We start from the raw sequence: 18,941 nt of genomic DNA on the forward strand, positions 1-18,941 counted from the left end.
CCGGCCACCATCAGGATCATCGTGGCGATGAAGGGCTGGATCTTGAGCCCGACCACCAGGAACCCGCTGAAGGCACCGATCACGAGCGCCACCACCAGGCCCAGCAGCACCGCCACGGCGACGGTCCCGACGCTGTCCGGGCTCGACGACCCTCTGAGGAAGGTGAGCGAGAGCGACAGGGATATCGCCATCACCGCGCCGACCGACAGGTCGACGCCGCCGGTGGCGATGACCAGAGCCATCCCCAGACCCAGCAGGGCCGGGGTCGCGGCCGTCCGCAGGATGTCGACGAGCTGCCCGAAGAAGTGCCCGTCGGTGAACGTGACGGCGAGGAAGCCGGGGCTCATCACGTGGCACAGCACAAGGAGGACGACGAGCGCCACGATGGGCCAGAACATGTGGTGCGACGTGGCCCTGACCAGGATGTTCTGTCGGTCCACCACCTCGCGTGACTGCGACTGGGCGTCATGCGGCATCGGTCTTCACCTCGCTCGCGCGGCCGATCTCCTCCAGGACGGCATCCACACCCACCGACGGACCGTTCTCCAGTTCTCCGATCTTCGCGCGGTCACACATCACCGCGACCCGGTTGGCGACCCGCATGACCTCCTCCAGCTCGGAGGAGATGAAGACGACACACCGGCCATCGTCGGCGAGCTGGGTGACGAGCCGCTGGATCTCCGCCTTCGTCCCGATGTCGATGCCGCGGGTGGGCTCGTCCAGGATCAGCAGCGTCGGGTCGGTCGCCAGCCACCGGGCGAGCAGCACCTTCTGCTGGTTGCCGCCCGACAGGTTCCGGATCAGCATGTCCGGGTTGTTGGGATGGACGTCCAGGGCCACCATGAACTTCTCGACGATGGCGTCCAGCTCGGTCCTGGACAGCGGCCGGAGCACCCCGCGGCGTGCCTGCAGGGCGAGCGCGATGTTCTCCCGGATGCTCAGGTCCGCCACGATGCCGTCCCGCTTGCGGTCCTCGGTGGAGTAGACGATCTTGTGCTTGAGCGCGGTCAGCGGATCGGCGAGAGTGACCTTCTGGCCATCGACGTCGACCTCGCCACTGTCCGCCCGGTCAGCACCGCACAGCAGCCGCGCAACCTCCGTACGTCCGGAGCCGAGCAGGCCGGCGAGCCCGAGCACCTCGCTGCGACGGATGTCGAGCGAGAACGGCTGGACCGAGCCGCGCCGTCCGACGTCACGCGCACTGAGGAACAGCGGGGTCTCGCGGTCCTCCTCCGTACGTGTCCGGGCCTCACCCTCGATCGCCGCCAACGCCTCCCCGGACCGGCCGAGCATCATCGAGATGAGCTCGCGGCGGGGCAGATCGGCCGTCATCCGCTCGCCCACCAGTTGACCGTTGCGCAGCACGGTCATCCGGTCCGAGATCTCATAGACCTGGTTCAGGAAGTGCGAGACGAAGAGGATCGCCACACCGCTGTCCCTGATCTCCCGGATCACGTCGAAGAGTTCGGCGACCTCCTGCTGGTCGAGGCTGGAGGTCGGCTCGTCGAGGATCAGCACCTTCGCATCGAGCACGAGAGCCCGGGCGATGGCGCAGAGTTGCTGCGAGGCGATCGTCAGCGATCCGAGCTGGGCCCTGGGGTCCACGGCCAGATGCAGCCGCTGGAGGTACTCCGCGGCGCGGGCCTGCGTCGCCCGCCAGTGGACGAAAGGCCCCCTGTGGACCTCGTGCCCGAGCATCACGTTCTCGGCGATGCTCAGGTTCGCGCACAGATTCACCTCCTGGTAGACGGTGGCGATGCCCGCCGCCTGCGCTTCCGCGGTGCTCCTGAACTGGATGGGCTTCCCGTCCAGGGTGATCGATCCACGGGTGAGGTGGTGGACACCGGTGAGCGCCTTGATCAGGGTGGACTTCCCCGCACCGTTCTCCCCCATCAGGGCGTGCACCTCTCCCGGGAAGAGTCTGAAATCCACTCCCGAGAGAGCCTTCACCCCGGGAAAGGTGACGGTGATGTCATGCATCGCCACCAGCGGTGGTGCATCCTTCGGTACTGCTTCAATCATCGGACCAGCCGTTCCTCTCTCACGGTCGTCACGACAGTGGGAGGCGTTCGACGGGCCGACCGCCCCCCACTCGACAGGACCGGTCAGTACTTGCGGGCGTCGATGGTCGCCTGGGTGATCGACTGGTCGAAGGTGGTCTCGGTGACGATGGTCTGCGTCGTACTGGACTGGCCGGCGTGCACCTTCTTGATCAGGTCGGCCAGCTGGTCGCCGAAGACCGGGTTGCACTCGACCACGTAGTTGAACTTCTTGTCGTACAGGGCCTTCAGCCCGTCCTTCACCGCATCGACGGTGACGATCTTGATATCGGTGCCGGGCGTCTTGCCCGCGGCGGTGATCGCCTCCAGGGCACCGAGGCCCATGTCGTCGTTGTGGGCGAAGAGGAGGGTCATGTCGGGGTAGCTCTGCAGCGCCGCTTCCATGGCAGTCTTGCCCTCGGCGCGGGTGAAGTTGCCGGACGCCCGGCCGATGACCTGTGAGCCGACGACCGCCTCGAAACCGCTCTGCCGGTCGACCTGTGGGGCGGACCCCATGGTGCCCTGCAGTTCGAAGATCTTCGCGTCGGGAGCGTTCTTCTTGACCCAGTCCCCGGCGGCCGTCCCCTCCTTCTTGAAGTCCGAGCCGATGAAGCCCTGGTACGGGTCGCTCAGCGACGAGGTGACCGCACGGTCGGTCAGCACCAGCGGGATCTTGGCGTCCTTGATCTCCTGCAGCACCTGGTCCCAGCCGGTCTGGATCACCGGCGAGAAGGCGATGACATCCATGCCCTGGGCGATGAAGTCACGCAGCGCCTTGATCTGGTTCTCCTGCTTCTGCTGGGCGTCGACGAAGGTGAGCTTGAAACCGTTCGCCTCGGTCAGGCTGGCCTTGATCGATTCGGTGTTCGCGGTCCGCCAACCACTTTCGGCACCGACCTGGGAGAAGCCGACCGTGATCGGGCCGCTTCCCCCCGAGCCGGACGAGCCGGAACCGCCGGAGTTCGAGCTGCACGCGGCAAGCCCCACGACGGGGATCGCCGCCAGCGCGGCTCCGAGGATTGAGCGTCGAGAGATGGGCATGTGGTAACTCCTCCTTGAGTCCTTCTGCGACCTTCCACCGGCCGAGTCAACGCCGCTCGGCCGCACTGCCGTCACTGGCAGCCGGACGTCCGTAGCAACTCGCCCGACACCAATGTGACCGGTAACATCAGCTCTGTCAACGAACTCCTTCGCACAGCTTCATCACATTTTCATCACGCCGTCGACACCGTTCCGGAGGTGGCGGTACGGCCGAGGGTCTTGACAAGAGCTCGACCACTGACGCCCAGCCCGTCTGATCACGGCGTCCCGACCACCCTCATCGACCCCCCGAGGAATCGACCCCGTCGAGACGCGAAACCCGGACCTTGACCGGATCGAAATGTTACCGGTAACATCTCGCTCGACGCAGGCGCACAGGATGACGGACAAGGGAGTTCAGCAGCTGTCAGGGCGCCCCCGTGCGCATCCCTGACAGCGCGACTGCATCAGCTTCCTCGTCGACACCCTCGCGGCCTCTGTCGCCGCACGACACCACCCGGGGAGTACGGGCCGCGTCGGCGGCGTGCCGGTCCATCTCGACGAAGGAAAGCCCATGCCCGGACGCAGCATCACCCCTGATCTGTCCACCCTGAAGGTCTGGTTCCTGATCGGCAGCCAGGAACTCTACGGGGAGGACGTCTTGCGGCGCGTCGACGAACAGTCCCGGACCATCGTCCGGCTGCTCGACGAGGCCCCGCAGATCCCGGTCGAGGTGATCCACAAGCCGGTCCTCACCGACACCGAGGGCATCGTCACCACCATCCGCGAGGCCAACGACGACCCCGAGGTGATCGGGGTGATCACCTGGATGCACACCTTCTCGCCGGCGAAGATGTGGATCCGCGGGCTGCGTACGCTGCAGAAGCCGCTGCTGCACCTGCACACCCAGGCCAACATCGAGCTGCCGTACGCCGATCTCGACTTCGACTTCATGAACCTCAACCAGTCCGCCCACGGCGACCGGGAGTTCGGCTACATCCTGTCGCGGCTCGGCATCCGGCGGAAGTCCGTGATCGGGCACGCCTCCGACCCGCGGGTCGCCACCGAGATCGGCGCCTGGGCCCGGGCCGCCGCCGGCCTGGCCGCCCTGAAAGGCATGAAGGTGGCCCGGTTCGGCGACAACATGCGCTACGTTGCCGTCACCGAAGGGGACAAGACCGAGGCGGAGACCGTCTTCGGCGTCGCGGTCAACACCTGGCCGGTCAACGAGCTCGCCGCCAGCGTCGATGCGGTGACCGCGGAGCGGGTCGACGAGCTGGTCGCCGAGTACGACGCGTCGTACGACGTTGTCCCCGAGCTGCGCGCCGGCGGCGCGTGCCGTGAGTCCTTGCGGGTCGCCGCCGAGCAGGAGCTCGGCCTGCGGGACTTCCTCGAGGAGGGCGGCTTCCACGCCTTCACCGACAGCTTCGAGGACCTCGGCACGCTGCGCCAGCTGCCCGGCATCGGGGTGCAGCGGCTGATGGCCGACGGGTACGGCTTCGGCGCCGAGGGGGACTGGAAGACGGCGATCCTGGTCCGGCTCGCCGCGGTGATGGGGGCCGGGCTGCCCGGTGGCGCCTCGCTGATGGAGGACTACACCTACGACCTGACGCCGGGCCAGGAGGTGATCCTCGGCGCCCACATGCTCGAGGTCTCCTCGAACCTGACCACCGCCCGGCCCAGCCTGGAGATCCACCCGCTGGGCATCGGCGGCAAGGAGGACCCCTGCCGACTGGTGTTCACCGCCGACCCGGGCCCGGGGGTCGTCGTCGCGATGACCGACATCCGGGACCGCTTCCGGCTGATCGCCAACGCCGTCGACCTGGTCGAGCCGCCGGCCGACCTGCCCCGGCTGCCCGTCGGCCGGGCACTGTGGCGGCCCCAGCCGGCCTTCGTCACCTCGGCCCAGGCCTGGCTGGTGGCGGGCGCGGCGCACCACACCGTGCTGAGCACCGCGCTGACCCCGGAGGTCTTCGTCGACTTCGGCCGGATGGCGGGGGTCGAGATCGCCCTGATCGACGAGCACACCACCCTGCCGGCCTTCGAACGGGCCCTCGAGCTGGAAACGACGCTGCGGGGCGGCCCCGCACCGACCGGGATCGCGTAAAGTGACAGGGCCCAGGCGGGTCCGGGAGCGCCGCAACGTCGGTCCGGGAAACCGCGTCGTCCGCCGCGTCGGACCTGGAGTAGAGACCTGGGGGCGTCGAGAAAGGACCGTACGATGCCAGCTGAGGGTGGCAGAGCCGCGAGCATGCGTGACGTGGCCCGGTTGGCGGGCGTCTCGCACCAGACGGTGTCGCGGGTGATCAACGACAGCCCCCGGATCCGGCCGGAGACCCGGGCCAGGGTACAGGCGGCGATCGCCGAGCTGGGCTACCGGCCCAGCGCGGTCGCCCGGGCCCTCGCCCACGGCCGGTCCCGGCGGATCGGGATGATCATCGAGTCCTCCAGCCACTACGGGCCGCTGAGCATGCTGCGTGGCAGCGAGGTGGCCGCCCGGAACGCCGGCTATTCGTCCACCACCTACACCGTGACACCGGGCTCCAGCGAGTCGTTCCGGGAGGGGGTGGAGTTCCTCGTCGGGCAGGACGTCGAGGGGCTGGTGGTGATCGTGCCGCGGACGGAGTCCCTGGAGGCGCTGGGCGAGCTCGATCTGCCCGAGTCGTGCGTGCTGCTCGGCTCGCTGCCGGGGCGCGCCGGTGACCCGGCCCGCCACCTCGGACTCCCCCGGGTCGGCATCGACCAGGCCGCTGGTGCCCGGCTCGCGGTGCAGCACCTGCTCGACCAGGGACACCGGGTGATCGGTCATCTGAGCGGTCCGGCGGACTGGCTCGATGCGCAGGCCCGCCAGGCCGAGTGGCGCTACGTGCTGGAACAGGCCGGCCTGCCGGTCCCGCCGGCCGCCCACGGCGACTGGAGTCCCGATGCCGGCTATGCCGCCGCCGAGCAGCTGCTGCAGGTGCCGGGTCTGACGGCGGTGTTCGCCGGCAACGACCAGATGGCGCTGGGCCTGATCCACGCCCTGTCCGACCGCGGGCTGCGGATCCCGGAGGACATCAGCGTGGTGGGCTTCGACGACATCCCGGAGAGCCCGCACTTCCGGCCGCCGCTGACCACGATCCACCAGGACTTCGAGTCCCTGGGCGTGGCCGGGGTCGCGGTGCTGCTGGCCATCCTCGGCGAGGAGGTGCCGGCGCTGCCCCGGCGGATCGACCCCTCCCTGGTGATCCGGGAGTCGACCCGGGCGCTGTAGCCGGCCCAGGCCTGAACGGCCTGGAGCAGCACCGTGCGGCGCGGCCCGGGGCAGGGCTCAGAGGCGCTCGACGGCCGCCCGCTCGACCGCCAGCCCGCGCTCGAACCGCTCCATGAACGTGGCGAATCCGGCGACATCGGCCGGGTCGGGATCCATCGCCGCCAGCTGCGTCCCGGCGAAGACCTTCGTCCGCAGGTAGTCGGGCAGTGACTCGTCGGCGGCCCGGTCGCGCAGGAACGCGGCCAGCACGGCGATCCCCCAGGCTCCGCCCTCACCGGCACTCGACCCGACCGTCACCGGCGCGTCGAGTGCCGCGGCGAGGATCCGCTGACCCACGCCCTCGGTCCGGAAGAAGCCACCGTGGCCGTACATCGAGGTGATGCGTACCCCCTCGCCGGTCAGGACGTCCATGCCGAGCCGCAGGGTGCCGAGCATGCCGAAGAGCTGGGCGCGCATGAAGTTCGCCAGGTTGAGGGTGCTGTCGGGGGTACGGACGACCATCGGGCGGCCCTCCGCCAGGCCGACGTTGTGTTCCCCGGAGAGGAAGTTGTAGGTCAGCAGCCCGCCGCCGTCGGCGTCGGCGGTGAGTGCCGCCCGGAACAGGGTCTCGAACACCCGGGACGGCTCGGCCGGGGCGCCGAGTGCCGTGGCGAACTCGCCGAAGACCCCGGCCCACGCGTCGACCTCGCTGGCGCCGTTGTTGCAGTGCACCATGGCGACCGGGTCGCCCGACGGGGTGGTGACCATGTCGAGCTCCGGGTGCATCCGGTCGAGCTCGTGGTCGAGCACCACCATGGCGAAGATGCTGGTGCCGGCGCTGACGTTGCCGGTGAGTGGGGCGACCGAGCCGGTGGCCACCATGCCGGTGCCCGCGTCGCCCTCCGGTGGGCACAGCGGGACACCGGGCCGCAGGGTGCCGGTCGGATCGAGCAGCAGTGCCCCCTCGGGGGTCAGCGTGCCGGCGTCCTGGCCGGCCGACAACACGGTCGGCAGCAGGTCACCGGCCCGCCACGGCATCCCCTCGGCGGACGCCACCTCGTCGAACCGGTCGATCATCCCGGCGACGTAGCTCCCGGTCGCGGAATCGATCGGGAACATGCCGCTGGCGTCGCCGACGCCGATCACCCGCCGGCCGGTCAGCCGCCAGTGGACGTAGCCGGCCAGGGTGGTGATCTGGGCGACCCGGGAGACGTGCTCCTCCCCGTCGAGCATCGCCTGGCGCAGGTGGGCGATGCTCCAGCGCTGCGGGACGTGGAAGTCGAAGAGCCTGGTCAACTCGTCGGCGGCCCGCCCGGTGGAGGTGTTGCGCCAGGTGCGGAACGGGACGAGCAGCTCACCCTCCGCGTCGAAGGCGAGGTAGCCGTGCATCATCGCAGAGACGCCCAGCGCCCCGAGCCCGGTGAGCTCGAGGCCGAAGCGGCGCCGTACGTCGGCGGCAAGGTCCGCATAGCAGGCCTGCACGCCCTCCCAGACCGCGTCCAGCGCGTACGTCCAGCGGCGGTCGACGAACTGGTTCTCCCAGGCATGGCTCCCCACCCCGATCGGCTCGTGGTCGGGGCCGATCAGCACTGCCTTGATGCGCGTCGAGCCCAGCTCCATGCCGAGCACTGCCGTCCCTGCGGCGATGGCCTCCCGGGCCCGGTCCGTGATGGGGTCGATCATCGTTGATCCTCCTGGTCGTTCCTGGTGCCGGCGGCTCGTCGTCCACCGGTGATACCGAGCATGTCACGTCCGCACACCGGTTCTGCACAGGGGTGCACTGGATCTCCTCCAGAATGAATGTTACCGTTCACATTGCCGGGTGACAGTAGCCCGGACCGACAAACACGCGAGACCGGGCACCGGAGCCCGGCAAGGGAGGTAGCCATGTCGCAGACCACCGCGGCAGCCGCAGACGCCGGCCGGACCGGCCCGATCGCCGGGGTGCCCGACGGGCTGCGGGCCGTTGTCGACCGGCTCAAGCAGGAGGTCGCCGGCCTCCACGCCGAGCTCCCCCGCAACGGGCTGGTGGTGTGGACCGCCGGCAACGTCTCGGCCCGGGTCCCCGGTGCCGACCTGATGGTGATCAAACCGTCCGGCGTGTCGTACGACGAGCTCACCCCCGAGGCGATGGTGGTGTGCGACCTCGACGGCCAGCTGGTCGAAGGGGACCGCAAGCCCTCCTCCGACACCGCCGCACATGCGTACGTCTACCGGCACCTGCCGGAGGTCGGCGGGGTGGTGCACACCCATTCCGACTACGCGACCGCCTGGTCGGCCCGGCGCGAGCCGATCCCCTGTGTGCTGACGATGATCGCCGACGAGTTCGGCGGGGAGATCCCGGTGGGCCCGTTCGCGCTGATCGGCGACGACTCGATCGGCCGCGGCATCGTGGAAACCCTGCGGGCGAGTCGTTCCCGGGCCGTGCTGATGGCCAACCACGGCCCGTTCACCGTCGGCGCGGACGCCCGCGAGGCGGTCAAGGCGGCGGTGATGCTGGAGGACGTGGCCCGTACGGTCCACCTCACCCGACAGCTGGGCACTCCGGTGCCGATGGACCCGGCCGACGTCGACCGGTTGTTCGACCGGTACCAGAACGTCTATGGGCAGTAGTCACCTCCGGCCCTGATCGCCGTCGTCCGACAAGCCGGCCGGACACGGCGTCACAGGGAACGCACCCAGTGGCCCCACCGGGCATCGTTCATCGCCGCCCGGGCCCGATCGAGCTTCCATGCACCGTACTTGTAGTAGTCGAACGACGAGGTGTCGTACTGGCGCTTGAGGCAAGCCCACAGACCCCAGTTGACGTCCGCCAGCGCGCCGGCGACCCGGACCCGCGAGACGGTCTGCCAGCAGGCCCGGCCATACAGCTCCTCGACGCACTCCAGCAGCGCGGGCTCGTCGTAGAAGAACTCGGTCGTCATCACCGCGAGCTCGTATGCCCGCTCGTTGTTCGCCGCGAACTCGAAATCGATCATCCGCAGCGGTCGTCCCTCAGCCACCAGGAAGTTGCCCGGCATCGGATCGTTGTGGCACGGCACGATGTCGAGGCCCGACGCCGTGAACGCATCACGGGCTTCGGTGTATTCGGCCAGCACACGCCCGGCGAAGAACGGCAGCCGGACGCCGAGACGCTCGACCTGCCGAATGTAGCCGTCGATGGTGTCGAAGACCGTCTTCGTATGGGGCAGCAGCCCACTGGTCTGGAACTCCTTGTGCCGCCCGATGATCAGCCGGGCGATGTCGAGGTTCTTGAGATCCGCGTTGGTGCAGGCCCGGTATCCCTCGAGGAACTCGATCACCTCTACGCCGGTCACAGCATCGATGTGCACCACCCGAGGCCCGATGCCCATCGCACCCGCCCGGCGCGTCGCCTCGTGGGAGTTCACCCGGTCGATGTACTCCTCGCTCCCCTCGCCGGGGATCTTGAGGAAGTACGGGACCGGATCCCCCTCCACGTCGACCCGCCAGTTGCTGTTGGAGATGCCGCCGCTGACCGGGTGGTAGGACACTGCTGCCAACCGCCACTCCTCGATGGCGGCGATCGCCTGCTCGACTCGCCGTTCCCCCGGGGTCCGGGCCTCACCGACCTTCCGCCCGGTCGCCCGGGGTGCTGCCGCCTCGACGTGTGCTAGATCCGTCATCATCCCTCCTGGTAGGTCTGTTCGAGCGTCCTGCCGCTCGGTCATGCCACGAAGTAGCCGTCGTGGCGGCGGTCAAGCAGCGCCTCCCGCAGGTGCAGGAAGTGCCAATCGGCGAACTTGCTGTACTCGATGGTTCCCGGTTCCCGAAGGTCGCGGTACACGCCGATCAGCCCCTGGCGCAGGTGTTCGGCGGTCCCGAAGGCCCGGGCGGTGGCGTACGCCATCGGGTCCCATCCCCGGTTGAGGGTGGTGAAGAGGTCCTCCGGGTCGAGAGGCAGATATGCCAGTTCATCGAGCACCACCCCGATGTCCTGCAGCGGGTCCACCCAACGGGCGAGGTCCCAGTCGACCACCAGCATCCTGTCCTCGGAGAGCAGGATGTTGGAGACGTCGCCGACGTTGTGGCAGAACCGCCGCGCCTGCGGCCGGCCGTCCACCCACGTCGCCAGGTCGTCGACCCGCGCGGCCATCCACTCGATGTCGCCCGGCAGAGCCGGCGCGCCTGAGCCGATCAGTCGCCGGAGCTCGCGGATGTCGTCGAAGACGGAACAGGCGGGAGCGGTCACCGTGATCTCGTCCCGGATCCTGCCCAGGAGGTCGGCCAGACGCTCCAGTGCGGCGCGGTCCAGGAAGTCGTCGATCGTCGCCGTCCTCATCGTGTCGGAGACGTCCGCCATCACCAGCTCCCCGGTGGCGGCGTCGGAGGCCAGGACCCGGGGGCCCAGACCGGCGTCGGACGCCGCCGTGGCTGCCGCCACCACGACCGCCGGCCTGGCATAGGCCCTGGCATCCGGGTGCATCTGTCGGACCAGGACGGAGCCGCCGTTCGACAGTTGCCCGCGCCGCCGAATGGAGTCCGCGCCCCACCAGGTGGGGCTGGCGAGCGCGGAGATCTCCTCGACGGACACGGTCGGGAACGCATCGATGAGAGACATGTCACTCCTGGGGATCGGTGGGAAAGGACAGGTCGAACGGCCGGTGCTGCTCCAGCCAACGGGCCAACCGCAGGATCCGGTAGTCCGCGAAGCGCTGCCCGACGATCTGAATCCCGATCGGATGCCCCTCGTGGAGTCCGTAGCACAGCGTGACGGCCGGCTGACCCGTCTGGTTGAACCACGCGGTGAAGCCGCAGTGGTAGAGCGGCCGATCCTCGTCCAGGCCGACCGACTCGGCCGGGAACGACACCACCGGCAGGACGGGAGACAGCACGACGTCGTAGGCCGCAGTCGCGAGGGTCACCCTCTGCTGCTCCGTCCCGACGGCGGCCAGGTCACGGGAGTAGTCGACCGCCGTGCGGTTCGCCGCCGGCCGGGCCCACTCGCGCACTGCGGGGTGAACCAGCCGGCCGGCAGCGCCGTGGTCGGCGATCTCGGCGGCGGCGCGGACCTGGAAGACCCGGTCCAGCGGATCATACGGGTCGTGGTCGAAGAGCGGCCCCATCTCCTCGACCAGGGAACCGGCGGCGCGGAGCACCCCGGCCGCCCGCTCGACGGCCTCGATCACCTGCCCCGCGACCGGGAAGCCGTAGCCGAGGTCTTTCAGCACCCCGACCCGCAGACCCGTGACACCCCCGGGACCGATTTCGCGATGGTTGTCCGGCAACGCCGGCAGGCTCCAGTTGTCGCGTGGGTCGGCTCTGGTGATGACGTCGAGGAGGTCCCAGGCATCATCCACCGTCCGCGCCATCGGGCCGGCGGACCGCATGGTGCTGGGGGCCAGGTGCGGGACCAGTCCCTGGGTCGGTTTCAGCCCGACCAGGCCGTTGCTGGCGGCCGGGAGACGTACGGACCCGGCGATGTCGGTACCGATCCCCGCCACCCCGACCCCGGCGGCGAGGCAGGCACCCGCGCCGGCGCTGGAACCGCTGGTGTTGCACGCGAGCTTCCAGGGATTGCGTACGACGCCGTAGAGAGAGCTGACGCCGGCGGCCATCATGCCCAGGTCCGGCATGGCGGTCTTGCCCAGGATGATGGCACCGGCCTCCTTCAGAGCCCTCGCCGGGGGCGCATCCACACGATCGTGGGGCAGGTCAGCGTTGGGCAGTGTGCCGTGCCGCCACGGCATCCCGTCCGAGCGGATGCTGTCCTTGATGGTCACCGGGACGCCGTCGAGCGGCCCCAGCGGCCGGCCGAGCCGCCACCTCCCGGTGGCGGCGTCGGCGGCCCTCAGGGCAGATTCCTCGGCCACGAAGGCCATCCCGTGGAGGGTGGGGTCGACCTCGGCGATCCGCTCCAGCTGCTGCTCGGTGACCTCGCGGGGGGTCAGCGCCCCGGTGGCGAACTGCTGGGTCAGCGAGCGAGCACTCATCTGCTCGGCCACGGGGAGTGACATCACAGCTCCGAGTCCTCGTCGCGGAGTTCGTCCGCTCCACTGGCCACGAGCACCGGCTCGGCCACCGCGGCACCGAGGCGACGGGTGGGATGCTGCGCCACCTCGAAGAACTGGGCGACCCGCTCGCGTTCCTCCTCGCCCTGACCCATCACCGCGTACACCACGAGATACACCACCAGGTTGACCGCCAGGCCCACGATGCCACCGGTGAGACTGCCGAGGGCCGGGATATCGTCCGGGAAGAAGAAGGTCATGATCGAGGCGACGAGCGACCCGAAGACCATTCCGGCGGCCGCGCCGTACTTGTTGCCGCCGCGCCAGAAGATCCCCAGGAACAGCGGAACCGAGATCTGCACGACCAACTGGTAGGAGATCTGGGCGAGCAGCTGGAGCCGGGTCATGTTGAACGTGGTGAAGGCCACCACGGTGGCCAGCAGCATGAAGCCGGCCATGCTGCCCTTGGCGATGTAGGTCAGCTGGCGGTCCGACAGAGGCTTGCCGGGGCGCTGGACGATGTCGTTGGCGATCTGCAGACCGGAGACCTGGACCGAGCCGTCGATGTGGCCCATCGCAGCGGCGAAGACGGTGACCACGGCGAGCCCGGTCAGCCAGGTGCCGCCGAACTGGTCGAGCAGGGTGAACCAACCACCTTGCGGATCCGCGGCGACCTCCGGGACGGTCACTGCGGCCATGCCGACGAGCATCAGCACGGTGTAGAAGACGCCGCTGATCAGCATCGTCCGGGTGGTGGACGCCTTGACCGCACGCACACTGCTGGCGGTGTAGATGCGCTGGAAGCTCATCGGCCAGCAGAGGGCGCCGATGACGCCGGTGAAGATCAGGGCGAACCAGTAGAGCGGACCGTAGCTGCCACCGTCACCGGGGATCCTGAGGAACTGCTCTGGAATAGTGGCCAACTTCGACAGCGAGATGGGGCTGTTGCCCATGCCGGTCAGCATGATGACGCCGATCAGGGTGGAGAGACCGTAGGCCACAACGCCCTGGAACATGTCGGTCATGATCAGGCCACGCATGCCCATGTTGACCGTCCAGATCTGCCGGATGACGATCACGGCGATGCCCACGACGAGGCTGACGGCGATCGACCAGGTGCCACCACTGGCGACGTGGAACAGCTCGCCGAGTGCCTGCATTCCGAGGACGACCCACGGGAAGACCGCGATCACGCCGACGACGCTGGAGATCACCCGCACCGCATGGGAGTCGAACCGCTTCCCGAGCAGGTCGGGCTGGGACTGCAGGTCGTACGCGGCACCCCAGCGCCACGCCCGGGTGGCCAAGAAGTACATCAGGCCGACGCCGAGCGTGGAATAGGCGAGACCGTAGAACCCGAAGATTCCGGCACCGGCCGCCATGCCGAAGAAGGCGATGAAGGTCGAGCCCGGCCACCAGGAATTAACGTACGACATCGCGACAAACCACGGTCCGTACGCGCGGCCACCGACAGCATATTCGGAGAAAGATTTCGTCGCCGCCTTGCGTCGAGTGGTGTAAAGAATCCCGATAACAATGAGATAGAAAACGGTGAGCATTCCGAGAGAAACAACCATGGGACTCACTCCCCTTCCTGGATGCGGCGCTCATCAAGCTCGCCACGGAGATCTTCGATTCGATAAAGAACAGTCAGGCCGACACCCAGGAGTGCGGCATTGAAGATGTAGTAGAAGACGACGAACGGCAGGCCAAGAATCACCGGGTTACGCATTCCACTCACCGACATGTACGCCGGTGGGAACAGCACCATGACGAGAACGACGGCGTACAGGACGATGGATCCAGTCATGATCGACCGCGGCGTCAAAGAACGGGCGAATTCCCTCATGTCAGATCCTCCCTTCAGGGGAGGAAGGCTGCTGACGTCGCCGTCCATCCACATCAGGGCGGAGACGCCCGAGCGGACACAGGGGGGTTGCATACATCGTGACTCCTTGCGTGATTAACCCGAAGGAGTTGGACCCACGATCAGCGATGGGGCTGACTCTAGACGAACTGAGGCGCCGAAGACAAGCCCTTGACCGAATCCTGCCCAGACCCGCAGGAAGGTAACACACCGTTAACAGAAAACGGTCGGGACGTTACCTCAACGACACCCCACAGCCCCTCACGACCGAAGATGGGAACAATACTGGTGACATCACCCATTCCGCCCGAATCAACTGGACCCACGATCCGGCGGGAAACACTCACCACACCGGCAGTTATCTCCCGACACCCCGGCCACCCCAATGACTGCAGGCTGACGACTCAGTCTTCACCGACGTCGGGGGCGGCCAATCCAACGGAGCCGATTCCACCCACCCACCGGAAATTTGGCGAACGGGGATCCGCCGGTCGAAAAGGCTTGGAGGACTTGTGGCCACCAGATCCACCATCATGGACACGAACAGTTTTCGGAACGAGGACTTCTCGTCCGTTCCGACCGCGGAACGTGTGCTCATCGAGCGTCGCCAGCGCCTCCTCGGTGGTGCATACCGCCTGTTCTACCGCAGGCCCGTCCATCTCGTCCGGGGACGCGGGCAGTACCTGTGGGACGCCGAGGGCCACCGGTATCTGGACGTCTACAACAATGTCGCGAGCATCGGACACGGCCACCCACGCGTCATCGAGGCGGTGGCCAAGCAGATGGGCTCGCTGAACACCCACACGCGGTACATGCACGAGACGATCCTCGACTACTCCGAGCGGATCATGGCTACCATGCCGTCCCAGGTCGATCGGGCGATGTACATGTGCACCGGGTCAGAAGCCAACGATCTCGCCGTTCGCGTCGCTCAGCTGTACACCGGCGGTCGCGGCATCATCGTCACCAGCGAGGCGTACCACGGCACGAGCGAGCTCACCTCCGGACTCTCCCCCGCCCTCGGCAGCGGCCAACGGCTCTCCCGGGAGGCCAGAACCGTGGCGGCGCCGGATCCCTATCGCCACGGGGCCGAAGAGCTCGGACACCGGTTCGCCCTGGACCTGCAGGCGCAGATCGACGATCTGCGCCGAGCCGGAGTCGGCTTCGCGGGGTTCCTGGCCGATTCGATCTTCTCCTCCGACGGAGTCCTGCCCAACGAGCCAGGTGTGCTGCGAGAGGCCATCGACCTCGTCCATGCGAACGGCGGGATCTTCATCGCCGACGAGGTCCAACCGGGCTTCGCCCGGACCGGGGACTCCTTCTGGGGATTCCAGCGACACGGCCTCGTTCCCGACCTGATCACCACGGGCAAGCCGATGGGCAACGGGATACCCGTCTCGGGGCTGTTCGGCCGGCGCGAAGTGCTGCAGGCGTTCAGCGACGAGGTGCCGTACTTCAACACCTTCGGGGGCAACCCGGTGTCAATGGCCGCAGCCCAGGCGGTGCTCGACGTGATCGAGGAGGAGGACCTCCAACGGCACGCCCAGGAGATCGGCACGCGCTTCCTCACCGCCCTCCGCCAGGTCGCCCGGGAACACCCCACCGTGGTCGGTGACGTCAGAGGGGCTGGACTCTTCATCGGCTTCGAACTTGTCCGGGACGCCGAGTCCCGCCTCCCGGACAAGACCCTGGCGCTCGATCTGGTCGAGGAATTGCGAGAACGGTTCGTCCTGACCTCGGTCGCAGGGCCCTATGGCAACGTGCTCAAGCTCCGGCCCCCACTACCCTTCAACGCGGAGGACGTCGTGTGGGTCGCTGATGCCCTGGATGAGTCCCTGCGCGCTCTGGGACACTGATCATCTCCCCGGCCCGCCGGTCGACGTCGCCCGGCGGGCCGGCGGAGGCGGATCGCCTCCGGTCCGGTGCGGGTCCCACGGAGGACCTCCCACCGGACGGGACCCAGCCCAGTGACAGGAGGACCCCGGTGCCACCGCGAGCAGTGTCGTCCACGGACGACATCAAGTACGCGCTGCTTCGCCTGATCCGGGAGGCGGGCTTCCATCCCGGTGAACGGATCGGCAGCGAACGGGAGCTGTCCGCATCGATCGGCACGACCCGCGAGCGGGTGCGCCAGGTGCTCGACGAGCTGGAGGCGGAGCACCGCGTCCGCCGGGCCACCGGACGCACCGGCGGTGTGTTCGCCGACGACGGACGCATCCAACGGCAGCTCAACACCACCGAGAGCGTCCCCGCCCTGCTGAGGCAGCAGGGCAAGAGTGTCGAGACCCACATCGTCCGTAGCGACATCGCGCTGGCGACGCCGTACGAGTGTCGCAACCTCGACATCGAGACCGGAGCGGGGGTGTTCCGGCTGGAGCGCCTGCGGGTCGTGGACGGCGAACCGTGGTCGCTGGAGAAGTCGACCATGCCGGCACGCCGGTTCCCCAACATCGCGACGCACGACTACACGGGGTCGCTCTACGGCGTCCTCGAGCAGCACTACGGGACCAAGTCCTCGACCGCCAAGGAGACTCTCGAGGTCGCCTTCGCCGACGCGGACCAGGCCATGCTGCTCGGGGTGTCCATCGGGCACCCGCTGATCGAGATCCGACGGACCGCCTACGACGTGGACGACGCCCCGTTCGAACTGGCCCACGACCTGTTCCGGGCCGACCGGACCCGGGTCCACACCCAGCGGTACGGCGCCAACTGGAAGCGATCGCCCGACACCCGCTCCGCCCGGAGCAATCGGTCGGGGAACCCTCGCATCCAGCCTTCCAAGGCCGTCCAACCATCCAAGGAGCAGGGATGACCGCTGCGTCGAAAACGCTGGAGTCCCGGCGAGGGCCGGCCGCCGTGCTGTGGGACATGGACGGCACGCTGATCGACACCGAGCCCTACTGGGTCGAGGCCTGCCGTGAGCTGGTCCACGCCCACGGTGGTGAGGTGGGAAACGACGAGGCGGCCGCACTTCTCGGCCTGTCTCTGGTCGACACGGCGCGCGTCGTGATCGGGCTGGGCGTGTCCCTTCCCGAAAACCACGTCATCGGTGAGATCGCCACGTCGGTCCGCACACGCATGGTGGCGCAGGGCGCTCCTTGGCGGCCGGGCGCACGGTCGTTGCTCGAGGCGCTGCACGCGGCCGGCACCCCGATGGCCCTGGTGTCCATGTCCTCACGGGAGATAATCGACGTCTTTCTCGAAACACTGGCGCCCGACGGGTCAAGCCCGTTCCACACCGTGGTCGCCGGTGACCAGGTGCGGCACGGCAAGCCACACCCGGAGGCCTATCGCACAGCGGTCGAGGCGCTGGCACTGCGGCCCGAGGACTGCCTCGCCATCGAGGACTCGACCACCGGTGCCCGCAGCGCCGTGGCAGCAGGTCTTCCCACCCTTCTGGTCCCCAGCGCCCCCGGCGCCCCCGTTCCCGGAGCCCTGCTGACCGCGACCCTGGTGGGCGCCACCGTGCACAGCGTGGAACGGCTGTGGAGCGAGGCCAGAACGGCGCGGGACCATCAGTAGCCGGCAGTGAGCTCCGCGAGCACGCCCGTCAGGGTCACCAGTCCCTTCTCGAGGTCGGACGGCAGGGTGTACTCCCTCGGCGAGTGGGCGTGACCACCACAGCTCGGGACGAAGATCAGAACGGTCGGCATCGTACGGGCCACGATCACGGCATCATGACCCGCGATCGTGCACAGCTCCCCGACGGTGAATCCGAGGGACTGTGCGACCGACCGGGTCAGCTCGATGCCTTCCGGCCAGAACGCGCGCGATCCCCGGGCTGACCGCTGTACCACCTCAATCTCCAAGCCGTACGCGTCCGCGACCGTGCTCAGCATCTCCTCGAACCATTCCTCCGCCCGGAGAACAGTGCCGAGCTCGGCGCTGCGCAGTTCGATATGGGCCGCGGCCACCGAAGTGACCACGTTCGGGGAATGGGGAAAGGTCACCACGTCGGTCGCGGAGGCGTGGAACTGCTCGTCGTGGTGTCGCGCAAAGTCATCGATCGCCGCGACAATCCTGGCGAGTCCCACCAGGGCATCCCTCCGTTGCACCATCGGGGTGGACCCGGTGTGGCCCTGCTCCCCGGTGATCCGGATGTCGTACTTCCCCGCTGCCCAGTTGGCACTCACAGCGGCGACATCGAGCTCTTCTCGCTCCATCCGGTCGCCCTGCTCGACATGGATCTCGGCATAGCGCACCGCTGTACCGGTGAATTCCTCGTTTCCGAGGAACCCGATGCCGGACAGGGCCTGGCGGAGGGTGACGCCGGAGGCGTCGGTCGATCCGAGCGCATCCTCCAGGGCCAGGAATCCACAGTGCACGGAACTTCCCATCACACTCGGCTGGAAACGCGCACCCTCCTCGTTGGTCCAGTCGACGACAACCAGATTCCGGACCGGCGTCAGGTTTCCCGAACGAACACGTGCGTCCAGCTCCTCCGCAGCATTGAGCGCGGCCACGACGCCGTACGCCCCGTCATACCTGCCGCCGTTCGGCTGGCTGTCCAGGTGTGATCCGCACATCACCCAATCGGCTCCGTCGGTCCAGGTGAAGAGCCCGAAGATGTTACCGATCGGATCAACCACGATCCGCGCCCCTGCGCCGGCCAAGCGTTCGCACAGCCACCGACGCTGGTCGCCGTCGGCCGCGGTGGCCGCCTGCCGATCGACAGCGCCGCCCTCCCCCGCCCCGAAACGGGACACCCGTGCGAAGTCCTCCGCCAACGACATCCGTCTGTCCTCCATCGATTCGCCTGCTTATGGGCATGGACATTAGGCCCCGGGGGGAGGGCTGCCGCCGCCTCCGCATGA

At 68.3% G+C, this 18,941-nt stretch carries 15 protein-coding genes and 1 pseudogene; 6 read left to right on the forward strand and 10 right to left on the reverse strand.

What is annotated here, in order from left to right:
- Positions 1 to 14: 14 nt before the first annotated feature.
- The 3 genes and pseudogenes from R0145_RS18445 to R0145_RS10825 all read right to left on the reverse strand — a co-directional run.
- Positions 15 to 476: pseudogene (locus R0145_RS18445) on the reverse strand (ABC transporter permease subunit); the annotation flags it as partial.
- Positions 466 to 2,022, reverse strand: coding sequence for a sugar ABC transporter ATP-binding protein (locus R0145_RS10820; RefSeq protein WP_317836849.1), 1,557 nt, complete (start codon positions 2,020 to 2,022; stop codon positions 466 to 468). The gene R0145_RS10820 and the pseudogene R0145_RS18445, both read right to left, overlap by 11 nt.
- An 83-nt stretch (positions 2,023 to 2,105) precedes the next feature.
- Positions 2,106 to 3,080 carry an ABC transporter substrate-binding protein gene (locus R0145_RS10825; protein WP_317836850.1) on the reverse strand — a complete coding sequence of 325 codons (975 nt, stop codon included), beginning with the start codon at positions 3,078 to 3,080 and terminating at the stop codon, positions 2,106 to 2,108.
- A gap of 553 nt (positions 3,081 to 3,633) precedes the next feature.
- Here R0145_RS10825 and araA point away from each other — a divergent pair.
- A complete protein-coding gene (gene araA, locus R0145_RS10830; RefSeq protein WP_317836851.1) occupies positions 3,634 to 5,166 on the forward strand; it encodes an L-arabinose isomerase in 1,533 nt (510 codons plus the stop codon).
- 114 nt (positions 5,167 to 5,280) lie between these two features.
- Complete coding sequence (locus tag R0145_RS10835; protein ID WP_317836852.1) at positions 5,281 to 6,312, forward strand: LacI family DNA-binding transcriptional regulator; 1,032 nt, start codon at positions 5,281 to 5,283, stop codon at positions 6,310 to 6,312.
- 57 nt (positions 6,313 to 6,369) lie between these two features.
- Here R0145_RS10835 and R0145_RS10840 read toward each other — a convergent pair whose 3' ends face one another.
- Positions 6,370 to 7,974, reverse strand: a complete 1,605-nt coding sequence (locus R0145_RS10840) for a xylulokinase (protein ID WP_317836853.1) — start codon at positions 7,972 to 7,974, stop codon at positions 6,370 to 6,372.
- A 204-nt stretch (positions 7,975 to 8,178) separates the two neighbouring features.
- Here R0145_RS10840 and R0145_RS10845 point away from each other — a divergent pair, with 204 nt between their 5' ends.
- Complete coding sequence (locus tag R0145_RS10845) at positions 8,179 to 8,904, forward strand: L-ribulose-5-phosphate 4-epimerase (protein ID WP_317836854.1); 726 nt, start codon at positions 8,179 to 8,181, stop codon at positions 8,902 to 8,904.
- Between the two features lie 50 nt (positions 8,905 to 8,954).
- Here R0145_RS10845 and R0145_RS10850 read toward each other — a convergent pair whose 3' ends face one another.
- Genes R0145_RS10850 through R0145_RS10870 form a run of 5 tightly spaced genes read right to left on the reverse strand, consistent with a single transcriptional unit; the run spans position 8,955 to position 14,109 of the window.
- The gene (locus tag R0145_RS10850; protein WP_317836855.1) at positions 8,955 to 9,935 is read right to left on the reverse strand and encodes a choline/ethanolamine kinase family protein; all 981 of its coding nucleotides are present in this window, start codon (positions 9,933 to 9,935) and stop codon (positions 8,955 to 8,957) included.
- Between the two features lie 41 nt (positions 9,936 to 9,976).
- The gene (locus R0145_RS10855; protein ID WP_317836856.1) at positions 9,977 to 10,870 is read right to left on the reverse strand and encodes a phosphotransferase family protein; all 894 of its coding nucleotides are present in this window, start codon (positions 10,868 to 10,870) and stop codon (positions 9,977 to 9,979) included.
- Between the two features lies 1 nt (position 10,871).
- Complete coding sequence (locus R0145_RS10860) at positions 10,872 to 12,266, reverse strand: amidase family protein (protein WP_317836857.1); 1,395 nt, start codon at positions 12,264 to 12,266, stop codon at positions 10,872 to 10,874.
- Complete coding sequence (locus R0145_RS10865) at positions 12,266 to 13,837, reverse strand: sodium:solute symporter family protein (protein WP_317836858.1); 1,572 nt, start codon at positions 13,835 to 13,837, stop codon at positions 12,266 to 12,268. Before R0145_RS10865 ends, R0145_RS10860 begins: the two co-directional genes overlap by 1 nt.
- A gap of 5 nt (positions 13,838 to 13,842) precedes the next feature.
- A complete protein-coding gene (locus R0145_RS10870) occupies positions 13,843 to 14,109 on the reverse strand; it encodes a hypothetical protein (protein WP_317836859.1) in 267 nt (88 codons plus the stop codon).
- 530 nt (positions 14,110 to 14,639) lie between these two features.
- On the opposite strand from R0145_RS10870, the gene R0145_RS10875 reads away from it, so the two are divergent.
- From R0145_RS10875 to R0145_RS10885, 3 genes are all read left to right on the forward strand, one after another.
- Positions 14,640 to 15,983 carry an aspartate aminotransferase family protein gene (locus R0145_RS10875; protein WP_317836860.1) on the forward strand — a complete coding sequence of 448 codons (1,344 nt, stop codon included), beginning with the start codon at positions 14,640 to 14,642 and terminating at the stop codon, positions 15,981 to 15,983.
- 128 nt (positions 15,984 to 16,111) lie between these two features.
- A complete protein-coding gene (locus tag R0145_RS10880) occupies positions 16,112 to 16,939 on the forward strand; it encodes a GntR family transcriptional regulator (protein WP_317836862.1) in 828 nt (275 codons plus the stop codon).
- Entirely contained in the window at positions 16,936 to 17,649 is a 714-nt protein-coding gene (locus tag R0145_RS10885) for an HAD family phosphatase (protein WP_317836864.1), read from the forward strand. Before R0145_RS10880 ends, R0145_RS10885 begins: the two co-directional genes overlap by 4 nt.
- Here R0145_RS10885 and R0145_RS10890 read toward each other — a convergent pair.
- Positions 17,643 to 18,860, reverse strand: a complete 1,218-nt coding sequence (locus R0145_RS10890) for a Zn-dependent hydrolase (protein WP_317836865.1) — start codon at positions 18,858 to 18,860, stop codon at positions 17,643 to 17,645. The two genes, R0145_RS10885 and R0145_RS10890, sit on opposite strands and share 7 nt — an antisense overlap.
- Between the last annotated feature and the right edge of the window lie 81 nt (positions 18,861 to 18,941).

This window comes from Raineyella sp. W15-4 (assembly GCF_033170155.1).
Classification (GTDB): domain Bacteria; phylum Actinomycetota; class Actinomycetes; order Propionibacteriales; family Propionibacteriaceae; genus Raineyella.